The 18,677-nt window shown below is 59.5% G+C and carries 14 protein-coding genes; 1 reads left to right on the plus strand and 13 read right to left on the minus strand.

Annotated features, from left to right (window positions below; all coding sequences use genetic code 11):
• Window positions 1–45: 45 nt before the first annotated feature.
• Window positions 46–699, minus strand: a complete 654-nt coding sequence (locus ON44_RS35245; RefSeq protein WP_040698740.1) for a hypothetical protein — start codon at window positions 697–699, stop codon at window positions 46–48.
• Window positions 700–1,000: 301 nt separating this feature from the next.
• Here ON44_RS35245 and ON44_RS53575 point away from each other — a divergent pair, with 301 nt between their 5' ends.
• A complete protein-coding gene (locus ON44_RS53575; RefSeq protein WP_281005328.1) occupies window positions 1,001–1,123 on the plus strand; it encodes a hypothetical protein in 123 nt (40 codons plus the stop codon).
• Between the two features lie 82 nt (window positions 1,124–1,205).
• Here ON44_RS53575 and ON44_RS48910 read toward each other — a convergent pair whose 3' ends face one another.
• From ON44_RS48910 to ON44_RS35305, 12 genes are all read right to left on the minus strand, one after another.
• Window positions 1,206–2,582, minus strand: coding sequence for an amidase (locus tag ON44_RS48910; protein ID WP_169338134.1), 1,377 nt, complete (start codon window positions 2,580–2,582; stop codon window positions 1,206–1,208).
• Window positions 2,583–2,705: 123 nt separating this feature from the next.
• Complete coding sequence (locus tag ON44_RS35255; RefSeq protein WP_040698724.1) at window positions 2,706–3,671, minus strand: hypothetical protein; 966 nt, start codon at window positions 3,669–3,671, stop codon at window positions 2,706–2,708.
• Between the two features lie 21 nt (window positions 3,672–3,692).
• Window positions 3,693–5,141 carry an aldehyde dehydrogenase family protein gene (locus ON44_RS35260; protein WP_063721679.1) on the minus strand — a complete coding sequence of 483 codons (1,449 nt, stop codon included), beginning with the start codon at window positions 5,139–5,141 and terminating at the stop codon, window positions 3,693–3,695.
• Between the two features lie 46 nt (window positions 5,142–5,187).
• Window positions 5,188–6,501, minus strand: a complete 1,314-nt coding sequence (locus ON44_RS50830; RefSeq protein WP_169338135.1) for a DUF6395 domain-containing protein — start codon at window positions 6,499–6,501, stop codon at window positions 5,188–5,190.
• Entirely contained in the window at window positions 6,494–7,882 is a 1,389-nt protein-coding gene (locus ON44_RS35270; protein WP_083898331.1) for an ATP-grasp domain-containing protein, read from the minus strand. The genes ON44_RS50830 and ON44_RS35270 overlap by 8 nt, the downstream gene beginning before the upstream one ends.
• 4 nt (window positions 7,883–7,886) lie before the next feature.
• Window positions 7,887–9,044: a radical SAM protein gene (locus ON44_RS35275; protein ID WP_373283258.1), complete on the minus strand. Its 1,158-nt coding sequence runs from the start codon at window positions 9,042–9,044 to the stop codon at window positions 7,887–7,889.
• A complete protein-coding gene (locus ON44_RS48915) occupies window positions 9,034–10,065 on the minus strand; it encodes an asparaginase (RefSeq protein ID WP_083898332.1) in 1,032 nt (343 codons plus the stop codon). Before ON44_RS48915 ends, ON44_RS35275 begins: the two co-directional genes overlap by 11 nt.
• 437 nt (window positions 10,066–10,502) lie before the next feature.
• Complete coding sequence (locus ON44_RS35280) at window positions 10,503–11,024, minus strand: hypothetical protein (RefSeq protein ID WP_040698732.1); 522 nt, start codon at window positions 11,022–11,024, stop codon at window positions 10,503–10,505.
• 350 nt (window positions 11,025–11,374) lie between these two features.
• Window positions 11,375–14,947, minus strand: a complete 3,573-nt coding sequence (locus tag ON44_RS35285; RefSeq protein WP_051182782.1) for a phage tail protein — start codon at window positions 14,945–14,947, stop codon at window positions 11,375–11,377.
• 26 nt (window positions 14,948–14,973) lie between these two features.
• Window positions 14,974–15,690, minus strand: coding sequence for an eCIS core domain-containing protein (locus tag ON44_RS35290; protein WP_040698734.1), 717 nt, complete (start codon window positions 15,688–15,690; stop codon window positions 14,974–14,976).
• 6 nt (window positions 15,691–15,696) lie between these two features.
• Entirely contained in the window at window positions 15,697–17,790 is a 2,094-nt protein-coding gene (locus ON44_RS35295; RefSeq protein WP_157187448.1) for a PASTA domain-containing protein, read from the minus strand.
• A 112-nt stretch (window positions 17,791–17,902) separates the two neighbouring features.
• A partial coding sequence (locus tag ON44_RS35305; protein WP_040698746.1) for an ATP-binding protein occupies window positions 17,903–18,677 on the minus strand: 775 nt, incomplete at its 5' end.

An 18,677-nucleotide genomic window follows, 5' to 3' on the forward strand; every position in this document is an offset into this window, starting at 1 on the left:
ATGTGCGGACGCATTCGCGGTGGCGGTCGCGCGGCGCGTTCACCGTCAGCCTCCGCTCAGTCCCCATTCGTCGAGACCGGCGTAGATACGGGCGACACGGAGCCCGGGTGCGTCGAAGCATTCGGCCTCTCCCGTATGGATCGCGATCAGCGAATCCGGGCCTCGCCACCAGGTGTCGGCCAGGCCGCGAGTCTCGGTCACGGGTTCGAAGGTGCTCAATGGCAGCTCGTCGATCGCATCACCGCGAATTGTGCTGATCTGCGGGGCCCAGCGGGACGCATGGTGAGCCAGCGCAACCGATTCGATCCATCCTGCGATGCTCGCGTGCAGGGGCACCCACCGATCGCCGTCGATGCCGAACTCTCCTGCGGGACCGATCATGAACGCATAAGCCATCGACACTCGCTGCACCCCCGCCTCGAACCACCCGCCCCGCCCGAGCGCCTCGCTCGGTATCTCGGCACACAGGATCTTGGGGCCGCCCTCATAGGACGCAGCCGGCGGCAGGATCAGTCCGCCCCATCGCCGCTGAAACTCGATGACACGGTCGACGTGTGTTGCGGGAATGCCGATTTCGAGCCACTGGTCCCGATACTGCTCCAACACGGGGCATTCGACGCGAACACAGTGCGTCGAAATGAATAACTCGCCTCGGTGGGTGAGCAGCTCGGACGAATCGGCGGCGGGCTGCAGATCCACGCGGCCGACAGTAGCCGACTCGACAATTCGCACGAACACGCCCTCATGCCGCATATCGGTTGTCGTACGGTGAGGAGGCGGCCTGGTCTACGCGTGGCAGAGCGGGTGTTGTGGCCGCACAAGGCGACAGATGTCGTCACCGTCTGGCATTCACGACGTTGCGCAACAGACAGGCCAGCTGTGGACAACTGAAACAGGCAGCGGCTGCGATACTTTCGGCGCACAATGAGATAAACCTTCTGATCAACGCCATAGATTACGCTATGGCCTCCGGCTGCAGCGTCGTCACAAGGAGGTGGCGATGTCAGTGCATCGGGCGGGCGACTGCCAGGTCGTCGTGCATACCGAGACTTTTGGCGAGATCGCAGCACGGATGGCACACCTGTGGGACGTGGTCGGTGCTAAAGCCGCCCGCATCGGATAGCGCCTCTCTCGGCGGCCTGCCTTCTCGGCCGATGGCGCGGCCGCAACCAAGTCTCATCGACGTCAATGAGCATTTCAAGTACTCAGTCCAGATCTATGTCGGGCTTTAGCTCCAATCTTCCAGCCGGGAAAACCATCTCCTCGAATGCCTGCGCAGCGCGCAGCAGTCCCAATTCATCTCGATGTTGACCAACCAACTGAACGCTGCGGACCAGACCGTTCGAGCAGACGCCAACTGGCATAGAGAGCGCAGGATTACCTGCGACGGTAATGACGAAACACGCCTCCAGCCAATCAATGTATGTTACATACTCGTGCCCGGAAGGCGAAAGAGGGACCTCCCGAGAATTATCAAACGGGCCAACAGGACTGACTGGAAGAATCAGTAGGTCATATTTTTCGAAAAAAATACGGGTGCGATGATACGTCGCCGATTGCGACTCGATCGCCCGTGCAATATCACTGCCCGTCAGAGCCGCACCTACGGCGACTTCGTCTACGATGACTTGCCGAACCTGACCTGGATTAGACCGGACGATTTTACCGAGCCTTACTTCAAAGTCCCAGGCGCGAAGCGTTCGGAATGCCTCGCCCGCACCAGAAAAGTCTGGACAAGCCTCAGCGACTTCACAGCCCAGACTTGAGAATGCCGCTGCAGCATACTTCACCGCAAACCTGGCTTCCTCGTCCACTTCCATCAAACCCCCAACATCCTCTGAGTAAGCGATATTGAGGCGTGAGACATCTGATCTCAGGGCAACTTCTTGACGAGACAACTCTCGACTGAGTCGATCGCTCGACATCGGCGCCCGCAAATCACTTCGAGACATTACCGTCATCGCAAGCGCTAAATCGGCGACGCAGCGTCCGATCGGCCCGACAACGCGCAATGGAAATACGGACGGAGTCGAAGGCGAAAAACAACCAGCATCTACCGAAGGTCTCAGCCCAAGCACACCACAGAATGCGGCCGGGACTCGGAGCGAGCCTGCAACGTCGGAACCATCGGCAAGCGCGGAAATCCCTGCAGATACAGCGGCAGCGCCGCCGCCGGTGCTGCCTCCGGCACTTCGGCCGGTGTCCCACGGATTACTGGTCAGACCAAACAGATCGTTATATGTGTGGCCGCCTGCGCCGAACTCAGGAATATTCGTTTTGCCGAGTGTCACCACACCGGCCTTTCGCAGGCTATCAACACAAAACGAATCACTACGCGCTATGTTGCCGCGATAGAGCCGCGAGCCATATGTAGTTGGCAACCCTGCGACATCATGATTGTCTTTGAATGCCATTGGGACGCCGTGTAGTGGACCGATTAACTCTCCCTTCGACAGCCGTGCATCGCATAATTGCGCTTCCCGCAGCGCCCGTTCCGGTACGAAAGAGACTATGGCATTTATGCGTGGATTTATTGCCTCTATTCGTTCGATATAGCGCTCGACAACTTCAACTGCTGACACTTGCCGTGATGCAATCGATTTCGCCAAATCGCACGCGCTCAGCTCCGACGGATCGGTACACAATTGGGCCTCACCTCCTACTTCGACGCACTAACGATGAGGCCCGCTGCACCGTCCAGAAACCTAGTTGTCTATCGCTCCCGACAGTCTGTTAATTTCGGACAGGATAGATTTTGCGTAACTCCGCTTGTCCGGAAAACGCGCGGAGAGCTCACGAGCGAGCGTTTCGAGGTCGTCCCAGTAGATTATACTACCTTCCTTTACTCGTGTCCCGAGTTGCCACAAACTGTCATAGTAGATCGCAAATACTTCGGCAACAGAACTTCCCTTTACCCAAAGCATATGTCGCTGGTCTTCAGGCAGCATGAACCCCAGGGTTGGGTCAACAAGGCACATCTCTCTTCGATCGAAGATCTGCAAACTCAGAGGTGGAGGAAGCGTTCCAGTTTTGGATAGGTCGATCATATTGATCTGGAAATTTGCACAGTCTTTCACCTGGTCCAGAATGGAAACCACCCACTCGAGCTTTTCCAGTGTAGGAATAGCGATAATCCTCCGGAACTTGATGCTCGAGTTCGAACGAACCAGCTGAGTTTGGGCATCGAAATATTCCACCATCTCAGGTGTGCCATAATGTTTGGGAGGCTGCGAATCGAGCTGAGTGAGATCCACGCTCTTATGCGCTTCTCTCAAGGCGGCCAACATATGGCGATAGAAACCCGAACGATCGCACATCTCAGCCTCGTGCAGGCGCCCGGATAGCAGGGCGGCTTCCAGCGTTCCGAGTCTCGTCTGGGTTGCGGCCGATTCATCGTGGAGTTGGTTTCGCGTCAAATTCGATTGATTCGATACACTGCTCGAAATATCGTTCATCTGGTATTTGACACGAAAGACACGAACGCCAACCGCGATACTAATCGCAACCAGCGCCGGCGCCTGTACCTCCTTCAGGTGCTCGAGCAACGTTGCAACTGCTACGACGGCTGCCGCAACGAAGATTACAACGCCATCAACCTCATCGACAAGGAACCTCAGAGCCGATGTTAACCGCTTCTCGGCTCCTGGCCCTTCTGTGTTACTCGCAGCCACAATGCGACCCGCCTGTCAGCATTACTTTCCGTAAGGGAAATACCAGGCCCGCGGGCCACTGTTATTGGCAAACTGCGCTTGCACAACCTTCTCGAACGTGAATTCGCGCAATCCGGACTCACCGAGTTCTACGCCAATTCCGCTGTCCTTATACACAGACCATGGGCATGCGGCGAGTGATTGCAGGGGTTCATTAACCCAAACCATTCCTGTATCACTCCGTTTTGTAACGTACTCCGCCACTTCTGGATCCGCGGTCCACAACGACAGGCCGAGTCCGTAATTCGTGCTGTTCGCGGCAAGGATCGCGTCGTCAAGCTTGTCGTATCGATACAGCGCAATTACTGGACCAAATACATTCTCATGGGTCAGACGTGCGTCATGTGGCACGTCGGTAAGAACGGTGGGCTCAAAGAAATAGCCTCCGGCTGAACTATCGGCAGACGGCTTCCCGCCGGCAACTACTGTCGCCCCGCGCGAGACCGCATCAGCAACAATATCTTTCACAATGGAGAACTGTCGCTCGTTCGCAATTGGCCCCATATCGACGCCGTCGGTGCTGCCATCGCCTACCCGGAGTGCACGTGTCTTTTCGACAACTTTCGGAAGAACCGAATCCCAAAGAGCACTCGGGATATAGGCTCGTTCGATCGAGCTACACCAGTGGCCGCAGTTCGAGAATGCGCCGTAAACGATCCCTGATGCGACAAGAGTGAGGTCAGGAGGATTCTGATCAACTATCAGCGCATCCTTTCCCGACAGCTCCAAAATCGCCTTCTTCAACCGACGTCCAGCAATTTCTGCAACGCGTCGCCCGGTTGCGACGCTACCGGTGAAGGCAATCACATCGACGTCCGATCCGACCAAAAACTCGCCAGTTCGATCGTCACCGGTCAACGTGATGACAACATCCTTCGGCAGCCCCGCTTTATCGAATGCCCGCTGAAGCCCCAGAGCGCTGCGCGGCGTGTACTCTGATGGCTTGATAATGACGGTACATCCGGCCATAAGCGCCGGTGCTACTGCCCATATGATCTGCTGCACGGGCGCATTCCATGGCTTTATGACCGCGACGACCCCACGTGGCTCATAGTGCACGTACGCTTCCTTTTCAGGCAAAGTCAAACCCTCGAGATCAAGTCGCGTAGGAGTTAGCGCCCTTTCTCCGATGCGAGCGAAGTAGCGCAAAAACGCTCCGGATTTTGTAACCTCTGGAATTGACTCAGCCTTTACACGACCCATTTCGGAAGTAATGACCCCTCCGATTTCATCCGCAGCAGCCTCCAGGCACTCGGCTGCGCTCACAAGAAATGCTGAGCGCTCTTTCACCGAAGTGAACCGCCACGTGGCAAAGGCCCGACGTGACCGAGAGACCGCATCGAGAACCTCGGCTTCTGATGCAGCACCCACCGGCGACAGCTGACGGCCAGTGGCTGGGTTAATTGGTGTTATGGTTCGTTCAGTACCCATGGGGTCTTCCTTTCAATCGCGAATAAACTGCATGACAGAGAACCGGCTACAGCATCCCAAGCGCATAGCTGAATCCAGGAGGGGCAAGGTCGTCGTCGAACACGCTGGTGAGCCGCGTATATAATTCGTCCTTAACTCCAATATACCATGTTTCACGTCGCCTCAATGCCTCCGCGTCATTGAAGTATCCCTTATGGTATAACTCGAACAATCCATAGGTAAGCTCCTCCCAGAATGGCGTATCTGAATCGTTGATGCTGTTCAGGCTCAATTCGAGGGCGACATTCGGCAAGACGAGAGGATCGACAGCGAAAGGTATTGACCGTACTCCGAAAACGCGCTCCGTAATCGCGTACCGCACGCATTTTGAACACATACCGCACCAACTGCCCCAAAAGCAGGAATGTAGATGTGACCATATATCCGAATGAGCGAGCAAAGTCCGAAGGATTTCGAACTCGGTCACGCCTGCGATTGGTGAGAAGAACTGCACTCCGATCGCTGCCCGAAGGAGCTCATTTAAAAGGTGTCCGCCTCTTTCCGATTGTATGTCGTGCCGCCAAACTGTCCGCGTCCCCCGGTGAACCTGTTTGCTCCACAGGTCGTATTCGTAACCAGCGCAGACGAATTGGGCGCCGACTCGTCGCGCGATAATTGCGGATGCAGCCATAAGTATCAGGTCGCGACCGTGTGGTATCGTATTTTGCAACGGAAACCGATCGTAGTGCGTTGCGTACAGATTACCGATTTCTCTGACGAGATCCCATTCGATCTGCACGTGCTCTAGCGGCATAGCGAAGTAACTGGACAGATCGTCGGCCGCCATTCGCTCCGCGGAGATCGAACTAAAGTTTGCGCTGAAGTGTACTCCATGAACAGAAAGCCCATTGTTCCGCAGAACATTCAACGAGGCGAGGGCGTCTTTTCCGCCGCTCCACAGCAGAACGCATTTCGTCGGACTGCCTTGCAGCGCAGCTGCTGGCGCATCGCGTCTCGGTGCATTCAAGGTTCCTGCTAAGAGTGATATTTGTTGAGTCAGGCAGTGTGAGTCGTACAGTAGGCCGACCAGGGATGAAAGGGGAGTGTAGAGTCTGGAACTCATATGAAATGGCAACCGGATGTTTCTAGCAAGGCACATCTGCCCGAGGACGACGCCGAAAGACGCTGTCAACAGCTCTGCTTCAGCTTGGCTCAGCGGGCTGTGCTCATCGAGAAACCTTAACCCCACCGTACCGACATCTTTGCCGTCGATGAGTACGTCGCATTCGATCTCTGCACGGACGGTGTGATATTCGATGGTAAGTTCCTCGACCCGGCGTCTGCCGTCGGATCGTACAATGCGACTCGCCTCCTCAACCATCGGACCGAACCCCGAGTCTGCGGCTGAGAGCGGTAGCAACCGTTCGTGCCCACGGTTGTAGAGCCGTTCCATCAGGGGTTCCCATGCTCTTCTTGGCGACTATCTTGGCTACTGGAGCTCCCCCTTCTACGGTCGTGCCTGGCAGCGGAACGGATCCGGCAACAAGGTATTCATTGTTTCTCAACCGATTTGGGTTTGTATCAGTCGTCCTAAGTGTCGAAGCTTCGCTGGTGGTGGACGCCTGCATATAGCACCCTTCATGAACCGCATTTTCGACGTCTATTGGCCCGTTGTCACCTGAAGCGTAGATGATTGCTTGGGCGAAATGGGTCGATGCCACAAGATGGACTGCACCAGTAGCGTTGGTTGGTGCGTTATCTCGGAATATGCTGCAATGAAGAGCTGTCGGCGCATACTTCGGCTCATCTTGAAAGGCGAAGTTGAGTAGGAACGTCGAATTCTGAAAGCGAGGATTTATTTCGCACGGGTAGACCGTGCCTTCCAAATCGACAATGAAGTCAACGCCATAGCAACCCCTGAAGCCAGATCGAGACATCTCCATTCCGATTATCCCGGTCTGTCGTAAGCATTCGTTGACTGCCGAAAGGTCCACGGAATCGATCTGGATGAAATCATTGCCGCAGAATCCCATTCTATGATCAGTACATTCTGGTACCCCAGTAAGCTGAAGCGACGGAGGGTAAATATAAACTTGACCACCTCCCGCGATCGCATTTACGTTGACAGACGGCCCCTTGACAAAAGGCTCGACGAACCATGTGGGACTAATCGGAGCTGTCATGGCCGCCCACTCGTTTAACTCACGATCGGTCCTGATGAGAAATGTCATAGCCCCAGTCGAGCCGTACGGTGACCGGATCACCATCGGATACCGAGAATCGCCGGTGAGTATTTCTACGCTCCCTCGAGCCGAATCGAGCATGCTGTGCGGAATTACAGGAAGGTGAAGGTGCGCGAATAGATCCTTTATCTTGAGTTTGTTTTCAAACTTTTCTCGTGCAATTACTTCGGGTCCGAGGATCTGCTTAATGATGCCCATCTGGCGCAATTCTTCACAAGTCGAGGTCACAGCGTAAGGGAGGATGTCGATGTCGCCGCCATACTTCCGCAACCTGTCTATTCCCAACCGAACGGCCTGGTCGATATCTGCGCTGGTCCAGCGGGCCCGCTGCCGGCTATTCTCCTCGATCGAATGGATCTCAGGTGCGAGCGCGTTCATGGCGCTCTCGCCATAGTCACAACAGTAAGCTTCCAAAAGTGGGACAACCATATGGGAGCTGAGCGCATCGAACAGTCGATGACCAGCAAAGATCAGGGGGCGAGGCGACTCGCTATCGTAGCCGTTTTCAGATATGAACATCCAATTATCTCTTTACAAGAACCGGCGCAATGTGTGTCGGGTTCGGAATTGCTAACGTATTGTTCTGGCAGGGTACGCAGACCGGACCGAGAGGTATTCCTGTGCCTGCCAGATCGCTTTCGATTGCACTCCATAGCTTAACGTACTTATCACCTTTGAACCCCCGACTGTCCTGCAGCATTGTGCCGTCCAGAGAGCGGAATGGGGATACAATCGGCATTACGCCGAGGCCTGCAAGAAAGGCTGCTGCCTCTCGCGTGTACGAGGCGTCCTCGAGTCCGGCTATCAATATGCTGCGGGTATTTATAGGCCCGAACTTTTCGACAGCATGCTCAAGTGCGCTGAGATAGCGGTTCTTCCCAATCAGATCATTCTTTCCGGGAATATACTTCTGCCATGCTTCGTCGCTCCAAAACTCGAGATTCATCCCGAGTTCGTCCGCGCCCGCATCCTTGAGCATATCGATGTATGAATTATCGATCGGAGCTGCAATCATTACGTATATTTGAATATCATGCCGCTCCTTAACGCTTCGGCACAGCTCGGACGCAAGTATTGCACCCATATCTGGGCCGCTAGGCGTTCCGCCGCCGATCAGAAGGTGTCTTGCTGGCAGCCGGTTATCAACGAGCGAGGCATCGAGAACTTCAAGCAGGTGACGCTGTTGCTTCCGGGCGGCGTCAGCCGAAAAGTTCTTTCCAATTGAGCAGTACTGGCACCGGCGGTCACGACGCCAAAAGTGGCACGTAGGCCCCGTCATGCCGAAGCAGAGCCGGTCCGCTGAGCACATTTGAGCGATTCTGTGCATCGCCTCGGTATCGTCCGCGGTCCGTAACTCATAATAGGATGGAAGAGGAAGCGGATTTGCGTTGCAAATTGAGTCCTCTCCGCGCATAACGACAAACGTATTACCGTCGTGGTCGATAGTGTATGGGCTCATTCGAACGAACATTTCCGAAACGGGAACGTTTACGTCGATACCGTCGGCGATCTGCAAGTCCAGCCCTCCGGAAACGCCGGATCTGGTCCGCAGAGGCATCTTTGAGTGGACCAGAGCACTCTCGGCGCTTGGTGTAACTCTCGCACCCTCGGCCAATAGACTGAACTTTATTGTTGCCCAGTCACGCCTTGTGCGCGCAGGCGTAGTACCGCTATCTATCACCCTCTAATTCACCACTCCCGACTCTTGCGCGGAGGTCTCCAACGATCTCCGCACCGCCAATTGCTGGTTCATTTGCTAAGCGGACGTTCTTGTAGCGAGTGAATCTGTGCACCAAATACTCAATGACAACCCTGCACGCCCGCTGCGCACCGTCAGAGACCTTCAACGCTGCGGCGGTGCCGTCAGAAAACGCCAATCCCACCACTCCTTCGGCTCCGTCTTTGACGATAATTCCTGGTATCGCGCGCATAACCGTAGTCGAATTACGACCCACACCGGCAACAATTTCCGGCCAGGCTCGCATTGCTTCGAATATTTGTCGCTCAGTGGTGCCCTCTGCGCCGCATGCGAATGAAGAGTAAATCCGCGCAACCGCACGCGGTGTGAGCGCGGGTACTGGCGCCCCACATCCGTCCACGGCCCACCTGGCTGGCTCTTCCCTGGCGATATCGGTGGTAATAGCCGCAATTGCTGTTTGTAGCGGGTGATCCGGTTTGAGATAGTCTATTTTCGACCATCCATTTATGGCGCAACATGCCAACATGGCCGCGTGCTTGCCGGAACAGTTGTGCGCTATACGCGCCGGTTGTGTGTCGTGCATTTCAGGAATTCCGAGAGTGAGGCCGAGTGGTAGATCGGCGGGATTGCATAGATCGTTCTCGTGGAATCCGAAATTGACTAATAGCCTCCGGACGCGGTCCTGGTGAAACTTTTCCCCGGAATGGCTGGACAGTGATAGTGCCAGATCCTGATCGATAAGTGTCAGACCGAGTCGAGTCATCGCCAGCGCTTGTATCGGCTTGAAGACGGACCTGAGTATGAAGGGCGCGTCGATGTTTCCGACACTCAGGAGCGGTTCGGCGCAATTGGTCTCTCGTAGGACGGCCAGTCTTCCATAATGGCGGCTTTCAACAATACCCGAGCGGATCAGAACGGCCAGAACTCCATCTTGCGGCTGAGCCTCCGGGGTAAGTTTCGAAACAGTGTCGTCACGCCGTGCTGCGCTATGACTCTTGGTCATATTCTTCCGACCAGACGTGGGCGGGGATACGTAGGAATTACCACAAACCTAGTTGGAACGGAGGGTTGTATGAGCCCATGCTGCGTGCTGTGCTCGTGCGAGCGCGTCGTGTCGGACGACATGACGGCGCGCCGACTCTGCTGCAATTCCCTAATCCCCTTCTTGCCGTCGCTGCCTGACTCCATGGCGGACGGTGCACTATCCCCCCCTCCCATGTGTCGCTTTCAGTGTGCCTGACCAACACGCGAAGCGTCCACGGACTAGGGTGCGATATCGCTATTTGCATGGTCAAGAAAGTAGGGATTCCGAAGACAACGCTCCAGCGAACGTTACGGCGGGAAAATTATCTGTTAGCGTAAGCAATGGTTACAACCATTTGGACACGTGATTCTAAAATCGATACATAGCCAGGCATACCGAGGCGTCCCTTCTGGGCGTTAGTCTAAATGAAATAGGTGCAAACTTGCCCATGCCAGCAGTACGCAGGCAAGATCTTGCTTGGCCGTTAGAGAGTGGTGCGCGAGGCTATGTGGGGCTCGTCGAATTTTCGGCTGGATAGACGGCAATGCGGCAACGGTTTCAAACCGACCGATAGCAGTACGTGTTGCAGGCTGAAGCCATACGGCGGGCCACTGGCGAACTCGGTCCGCGCACAGTTCGATGCCACCCTGACCGCCTACAGAGAACTCCTGGAGCGAAACGCCGGCAGCGGAGTTTCCGCCCTTCAGCACTCCGGCCGCACCCCAATGACACATCATCGAACGCGTCACCGCGCGCAAGTCCTCGCCCGCAACCACTAACTCGGCGCCGAAGACGCGTTCCTCCAGGCAATTCGAGCAGACGAACAACACCGACTTCCACACCAACGCGTTATCCGCGCCACCAAAAAGGCTGGCATCCGAGAACTTCCCGCCGAAGCGGCTGCCGTGCTGGATCGCCTGCGTGGGCTTCTTGGTCACCGGACAGCTTGATACTGACGATCCTTGCCAAGCGGATCACCGTGGCGACGGCGATCAGGTGGTCGACGGATAACTCGCTGCCTGCCGCGGTGACGACAGTCTCACCGGACGGGCGACAGAAGCAGGCATGGCCGCACCGCGCGTTCAGCGTAACGCGGGAACTGCGGCAGACGAAGCGCCTCGGGTGTCGCGTACTTCTCGGTTGCCGGGAGCGGTTCGGGCTCAGGTGATCGCGGCGATGATCGCGCGAGCGACCCAGTCCGCGTGCCGTCCAGGGACCACCTCGTGGTGAGTACCAGCGGTTACGAGTGCCGATAGCGCTCGGTGGGCAGTGGTGCTGCGCCGGTACGCTATTCGAAGTCGGCGTCGTCGAGATGTTGGTTGAGCACCACGGTCATATCCTTCAACTGCTGCTGATAGGCGGAGGAGAGTTCGCCCTCGCTCGGGCGTGGGCTTGCTCCCACGCCGCGTTTATCGCCTGCGCTGGACTGTTCTTCCTTGACTGCTTTCTGGGTTCGGCTCAATGCATCGGCGGCGAGGCTCTTGAAGACCGGAAGCAGTCGGGTTTCGTACTGCTTCTTCAGATAGGTGCGCCAGTGATACTTGGGGGTGACGCCGCCTTCCGGACCGCTGGCACCGGCTTTACGCTTACCGGCCTCGTCGCCGCCTGCCCTGGCGCGAACCATGGCGACCGCATTGCCCATTCGAATGATCAGATCCTGGTCCTGTTTGCGGACATAGTCCCGTGGCCAGCCGCCGGTTTTGATGCCGCCGGCTCGTTCATAGATCTGGATCGTCGTCTGGTTTTCGTAGTCGCTGTCGCCCTTGTCGATCGAGCCGTCGCGGGTCAGCGCCGTCAGCAAATGGCGGAATATCCCGTCGGGAATGATGTGCTCCTTGGTCATCCGCCACTCGAGGACCTTCGGGTCGGGATTTCCGGGCTGCTGCCGGTACGGCGCGATATTGCCGATGCCCGGCGCATGCGCACCCTTGCCTTTGTCATCGTCGACCTTTGCCTGTGTGGGCGCCGTCGCCCGCTGTACCTCGGCGTGCACCGACCAGTGATCGCCATCGCGCACGGGTTCGACGAGTTGTAGACCGTAGCGAGCCCGGACGAAGCTCAACGCTGGTTTCAGCATCGACTCGCCCACCGGCTTACCGGCGAACCGATTCGCGGCCTTCACACCGGCCGCAAGCCCCTTGTCCAGGCGCTTCTGCTTGCCTTCCGGAGTGTCATCGCCTCCGAACAGCTTCGCCTTCGCGGCGTCGACCTTCGTCTTGACCCATTTCTTCCCGGCTTCGTACTTGCCCTTGACCCATTGCTTTCCGGCCTCGTATTTGGCCTTCACATACGCCTTGCCCTTGGCGTAAGCGGCTTTGCCTTTCTCTTTCAGGCCGGTAGCGAACTTCCCGAGTTTCGAATTCTTCAGCTTGGTCAGGAACTTCTTCCCGTACTTCACCGCAACGCCGATGAGCTTGTCGACCACCTGTCCGACCGGCTTCTGCACCGTCTCCAGGATCTTCTTGATCTTGTCGGCGATGCCGCCGAGACCGAGGAGGCTGGCCAGGCCGCTGATGAGCATGGGGACGGTCTTGGCGAGTGTGCCTTCGATCAAGGCGGCGACTTTGCCGACACCGCCGGAGGCGATCGATTCGACCGAATCCAGTACCGAGTCGACGAATTCCTTGAGGCGCTCGGCATTGTCCACGAACCACATGACCGCGTCGTAGATCATCTTGCAGGCCTTGACGAAGGCGGCCGCGGGGTTGAGTAGTGAGATCAGCCAGGTGATTCCGGCCGTGATCACCTTGCTGATCACGAATTCCCGGATCTGGCCCATCACTTGCTCTTTGAGGTCGGTGATCTTCTGCGCGATCCACTTCCACAGTCCCGGAATGCCTTCGGTAACGATCGCCTTCACGAAATCGACGGCTCCCTCGATCTTCTGCATGGCGGGTTCGCCGACGACCTTGACGATGCGCGCGCGGATCGAGTTCCAGGTGAGGCCGAGCAGTGAAAGCAGCAGCGTAATAATGCCTTTGAGGTCGAATTTCGCCGGAATCTCGATGCCTGCCTCGGCGAGGGCCCCGAACAGCCAGCCCTGTAGGCCCTTCTTCAGGTGCGTTCCGATATTCGACATGAAGTTGCTGATCCCGGCCTTGACCGCGTTGACGAAATTGCCGAGGAAGGCGATCGGATCCTTGATGATCTTCTCGACCGCGCCCGCCGCCCGCGCCAGTACGCCCAGGAGCATGTCCTTGAGCTTCTTGATCGTCTCGATCGCGCCGCCGACCGCATCGATGGTCTTGCCGACCAGCCCCTTGTTCTCGTCCTGAAGCTTCTTGATCTCCTCCTCGATTCCGTCGCGCGCCTCGTTGTAGCGGGTCGCGAGGTCGTCGACCAGCGACTGCTGCTTCTCGTCGACGGATTTCTCCAGATCCGCGAATTGCGAACCGATTTCGTCGACGGCCTGCCCAGCGAGCTTCTGCAAATTCGCCGGTTGCTCGGCGACGAACTTCTGAACTTGGGTGCGCCCCTGCGCAATCCGCTCCTTGGCCCGGTTCAACTCGGTCCCGACGGTGTCGGCGATATCGCTGATGACCGCCGACATCTTGGACTCGTAGAGCTTCTTGGATTCCAGGAAGAGGTTATTCGCCTCGGCGGGCATATCGAGGAGCAGATCCTTCACCCACAGGGTTGGTCCGAGCGGACCGCCGTAGCGGCGCAGCTTGTACTGCCACATCCGCTCCTTGTGGTCGGCGGTGAACGCCTCCTTGGCCTTGCGTTCGCCCTCCTCGAACTTCTGGGCCACCAAACCGTCCAGACCGGTGAGGATCTGTTCCACCTCGGTCTTGGTGGCGTCGAAGATCTTCTTGATCTCCCCGGTGATGCGCGCGCGTTCGGTCTCGTCCTTGGCTTTGGTGGCGTCCTTGCCCGCTCCGGTGGCCTGCAGCGAGGCGGACTTGGCCGAACCCATCGCGGCCAGACCGGTTTTCGCGCTCGCACCGGCCTGATCCTTGGCCGCGGCGAGGGTGGCGGCTTCCTGCTGGCGGAATTGCGCAGGCGCCGCGGCGTCGTGGGCCCGCAACTCCTTCTTGGTGTCCAGCGCGCCGGTGAACTCGGGCTCGTTGGATTTGGCGAGTTGTTCGTCGGTGACTCCGGCCTCGGCCATCTTCGCATTGGTCTCGCAGCTGCCCGCGCCGAGCTGGACTTGGTCGACGGGTGCGGGTTTCGGTGCTGCCGCCGCGGGATCGGGCGCGACGGGTTGGCGAGCCGGTGGCGCGGCGGGCATCGCTGTGACCGGTTTGTCCTTGGCGACGGAGGTGTCCGGTGTCGCCTCGGTGGTATCGGCGACATTCTTCGCCGAGGCCTCCTTGCCCGCGCTGACCTTGCCGAGCACCTCGTTCTTGACCTGATCGGCCTTGCCGGAGGTCGCGAATTTATCGGCCTCGTCGAGATTCTTGGGCGCTTTGGCCGCGATCGCGGCATTGACCGCGGCGATGAATCCGGCCTTGTCGAAGCCCGCAGGTTTCGCTGCCGCCATGGTCGCGGTGTGTGCGGCTTTGGCCTGTGCTTCTTTGTCGTCGGCCGGTGCGACGGCGGCGTCCTGGGCGGCCTTGACTTCCCTCGCCGGGGCCGGATGTGCTTTTGCCGCAGCTGATTCCGCCGCGACCTGATCGGTGGCCGCTGCGAACTTCGGATCCTGCTTCGGTGTCATCGGGGTCGGAGCCACGGTGGGCGGCAGACATGCCGACGCACCCTCGCCCGCGCTGAATCGCTGAGCGAACAGCGCGGCGACGGCACCGTTGCCAGCGGTCGCCTGCAGCCGCTGCATCGCATTCGCGGTGCCGACCGCGCGCACCGGAGCCGCCGGATTATGCAGGGGGCGAGGCGGTTTCGATTTGCGGGCGGGCTCGGGCATGCTCTGACTCCGATCGAATCACCGGCCTACGCCGACTCCTCTTCCTCTTCGCTCTCGGCGCGCTGGACATAGGTTTGCGCCGTCGGCTCCTCTTCCTCCTGCTCGGCGGGTGCTTCGGTCCGCTGGACCTCGGCCGATTCGTCGGCGCAGCGCTGTACCGCGGGCCCGGCCGCCACCGATGGCGCGGACATCACGCGGTCGGCATTGGCGACGGCCTCCCGTTCGAATCGGTCCGACGGGTCGCTGACCTTCACGCCCCCACCGGCGTCGGTGCCATCGACCGGGCCGCTGCGCTGCTGCACCACATGGGTGAGTTCATGGGCGAGGGTGTGCCGTCCGGCATCCGATGACGGGTCGTAGGTGTCGCGCTGGAAGACGATATCGGAGCCAACCGTGTAGGCGTGGGCGTTCACGGATTTGGCCGACTGATGCGCGCGGTCGTCGGTGTGCACACGCACATCGCCGAAATCCTGTCCGAAGCGTGACTCCATATCGGCGCGCACCTCGGGTTCGAGCGGGGCGCCGCCGGATCCGATGACACCGTGCACCGGCGACTGCTCCTCGAATAATGTTGTGGTACCGGCATTTCCGGCGGTGCGCTGCAATCCGAGCAGTCCGCTCGGCGTAACCGCGTCCAGCCGTCCCGACAGTGCCGCGCGCAGTTGCGCGGCTGTCGGGTCCTCGACCCGGCTCGACTTGGGGCGAACCGTTTCCTCGGCGGTCTCGTGGTCATGTGCTCGCATGATTCCTCACTTGGCGTGTCGATCCTTGTCGGCTGCGTTGTCCGTCGCGGCGTCGGTGCGGGACTGCGGTACGACGCAGACGTGGTCGTCTTTCACCGCCTCCCGCCACACATAGCCCTGGACGCAGGTATCCGGTCCATAGGTGTGGTCGGTAGCACTGACCCGTGCAGCGGCTTGGCTGTTCTCCGTTTTGGTGCGATCCGCGATCGTTTGGGTGACACATACGTGGTCGTCGGGTTTGGCGAGCCGGAAGACGAAGCCCGACTTGCACGGCGGTCCCTGCGAGACGGTCACGGTGACCACCGTGTCCTTGGCGACCGCGGTCTTCGCGACGGGGTCGGTCGATATCACGGCACCATCGGCGATCTTGGTATCCGGCTGTTCGACCACCTTGGTCTTCAGCCCGGCCGCGGTCAGCGCCGAGAGTGCGTCGGCCTTCGGCTTCTTGGTCACATCGGGGACCGGGATGGGCTCTGGACCGCTCGAAACGGTGACCTTGACCGTGGATCCCTTGTCCACCTTGGATTTCGCGGCGGGATCGGCGGCGATGACCTTGCCCGCGGCAACGGTGGCGTTCGACTGTTCGACGATGTCGGAAGTCAGACCAACGGCCTGGATCTTCTCGGTCGCTTCGGCTTTCGACTTTCCGACCACATCGGGTATCTCGACCTGTTCCTTACCGCCGGTGCCATCCGTGCCGCCCTTACCACCGGTCGTGGTCGGTGGAGCCACCGTGGTGGTCGGCGTGGGACCGGTCGACACCTTGAGAACGATCTTGCTGCCTGGTTCCTTCTTTTCGCCCGCCGCGGGACTGCTCGAGATCACCAAACCTTTGGCGATGGCCGGATCCGGCACTTCGATGGACCGCTCGACCTCGAATTGCGCGGCTTTCAGCGCGGCCTCGGCATCGGCCTGCTTCAACCCCTCCACATTCGGGACCTCGATCAGGCATCCGCCGTCACACGGCCCGATCGACACGAACAGCTGGACCGGCTCACCGTGCTTCAACTCGTATCCCGCAACCGGTTTGGACTCGATCACCTGGCCCAGCGGCACATTCGGATCGGCCCGTTGCACGATGACCGGCTTATAGCCCGCGTTCTCCAGGATCTGCTCGGCAGCGAGTTGGATCATGCCGGTGGTACCGGGCACCGTGTCCTTGTGCTTGGGCACCAGCGCGATAACGGCCAGCGTCAGCGCGAGCAGTACGACCACCGCGGTCGGCACCCACCACGGGAATACCGGAACCTGATTCCGCACTCCGTTCAGCCCGATCGGGGGAGCGCCGTCGGCCGGACTCACCTGAGCAGTGAAGGCGTGAGATTCCGTGCGGCCGAACCACTTTCGCGATCCGCCCACCAATACCGGCGTCTCCACGCTCGCACCAGCTGGGAGGGTGGTGATGGCCTGTGGGGGTTCGAAGGTGAGCGCACCGGCCCGGTCGGCCAGCACCACCTGCACGCCCAGCGGAACATTGCCGAGATTCGCGGCCACCACGGTATGCCGCGCGGGTTTGCGCCCGCGACTGGATTCCGGTTGCAGCGCGGCCTTCAACTCGGTGAACGAGCCGATGGTCACAGATCCGGAGACCTTGTCTTCGACCCTGGCATTCACCCGCGACCGCGCGCCGACCACGAATGGCGCGCGCCCGGCCCGCACCCCGGCATCGCGTGGTGGTGCGAACCGGAGCACCGCGGTGACCTTCGCATCCGGATATACGCTGAGCACAGCGGGTTCCAGATGTGCGAACGGTCGCAGCGGACCGGCGACGCCGAGTTCGAACTCCTCCACCCGGGTGCCGGTGTTGTGCACGGTCACCGTGCTGACCACGGCCGCGCCCGGATCGACGCTCAACTCGGTCGGGTCCATGGTCACCCGGACCCCGAAGCGCTGTGGGTTCGACGGTGTCGCCGGACCGTTCGGTTGCCGAGGCGGCCCGGGGAAGACCCCGACCGTCGCGGCACGCGTCGGTTTCGGCGGCTCAGCCGCCGGATCCGAGAACGCCGTCGTCGCCCAACCCAGGTACGTGCGGCACTGCGGATTCACGCAGAATTCGGCATTCTCGGAGTTGGGCTGTCCGCAGTTCGAACATTCGCGCACGGCCGATCTCCTTCCGTCACGTGAGTCGAGTATGCGTGGCGGCGACGTCGCCGACAGTCGGCCGGCGTGACGGCGAAAGGGCAGCCAATACTGCCCGATCGGGCAACCCGCATCAGCGGAGGGCTTCGTGGTATTCGCCGAATTCTGTTGCCAGGGTGAGCCTTCCGAGCTTGCGGTACTCCCGGTGCACGCCGGCGACGAGGTCGGCGGTGCGTAGTTCCCTTCCGGCCTCCGCGGCCAAATAGGCGGCGGTGACGATGGCCGAGCGGATATTGCCGCCGGACAATTCGAAACCGCGGGCGCAGAAATCCAGGTCGAGATCCGCGGCACGGGGAATCCTGGTGCCGATGCAGCGCTCCCACAGGCTGCGCCGCGCGCTCTCGTCGGGCAGCGTGTAATTCACCACGACATCGAGGCGCCGCGTGAAGGCGTCGTCCAGATTCGCCCGCAGATTCGTCGCGAGAATGGCCAGTCCGTCGAAGGATTCCATGCGCTGCAGCAGATAGGCGCTTTCGATATTCGCGTAGCGGTCATGTGAGTCGCGGACCTCGGTGCGACGGCCGAACAGGGCATCCGCCTCGTCGAACAGCAGCACCGCGTTCACACCCGCCGCCGCGACGAAGATGCGCTCCAGATTCTTCTCGGTCTCGCCGATGTACTTGTCGACGACCGTCGCGAGATTCACGGTGTAGAGGTCGAGTCCGAGATCCGCGGCGATCACCTCCGCTGACATCGTCTTACCGGTGCCGGAGTCGCCCGCGAACAGCGCCGTGACGCCGCGGCCACGCCCGCCGCCCGGCCGCATCCGCCACCCGTCGAGCACCAATGCGCGCTGTCTGGCGCGCAACGCCACCTCGCGCAGTTGGTCGAGCACCGGCGCGGGCAGC

Source organism: Nocardia vinacea NBRC 16497 (assembly GCF_000308835.1).
Classification (GTDB): domain Bacteria; phylum Actinomycetota; class Actinomycetes; order Mycobacteriales; family Mycobacteriaceae; genus Nocardia; species Nocardia vinacea.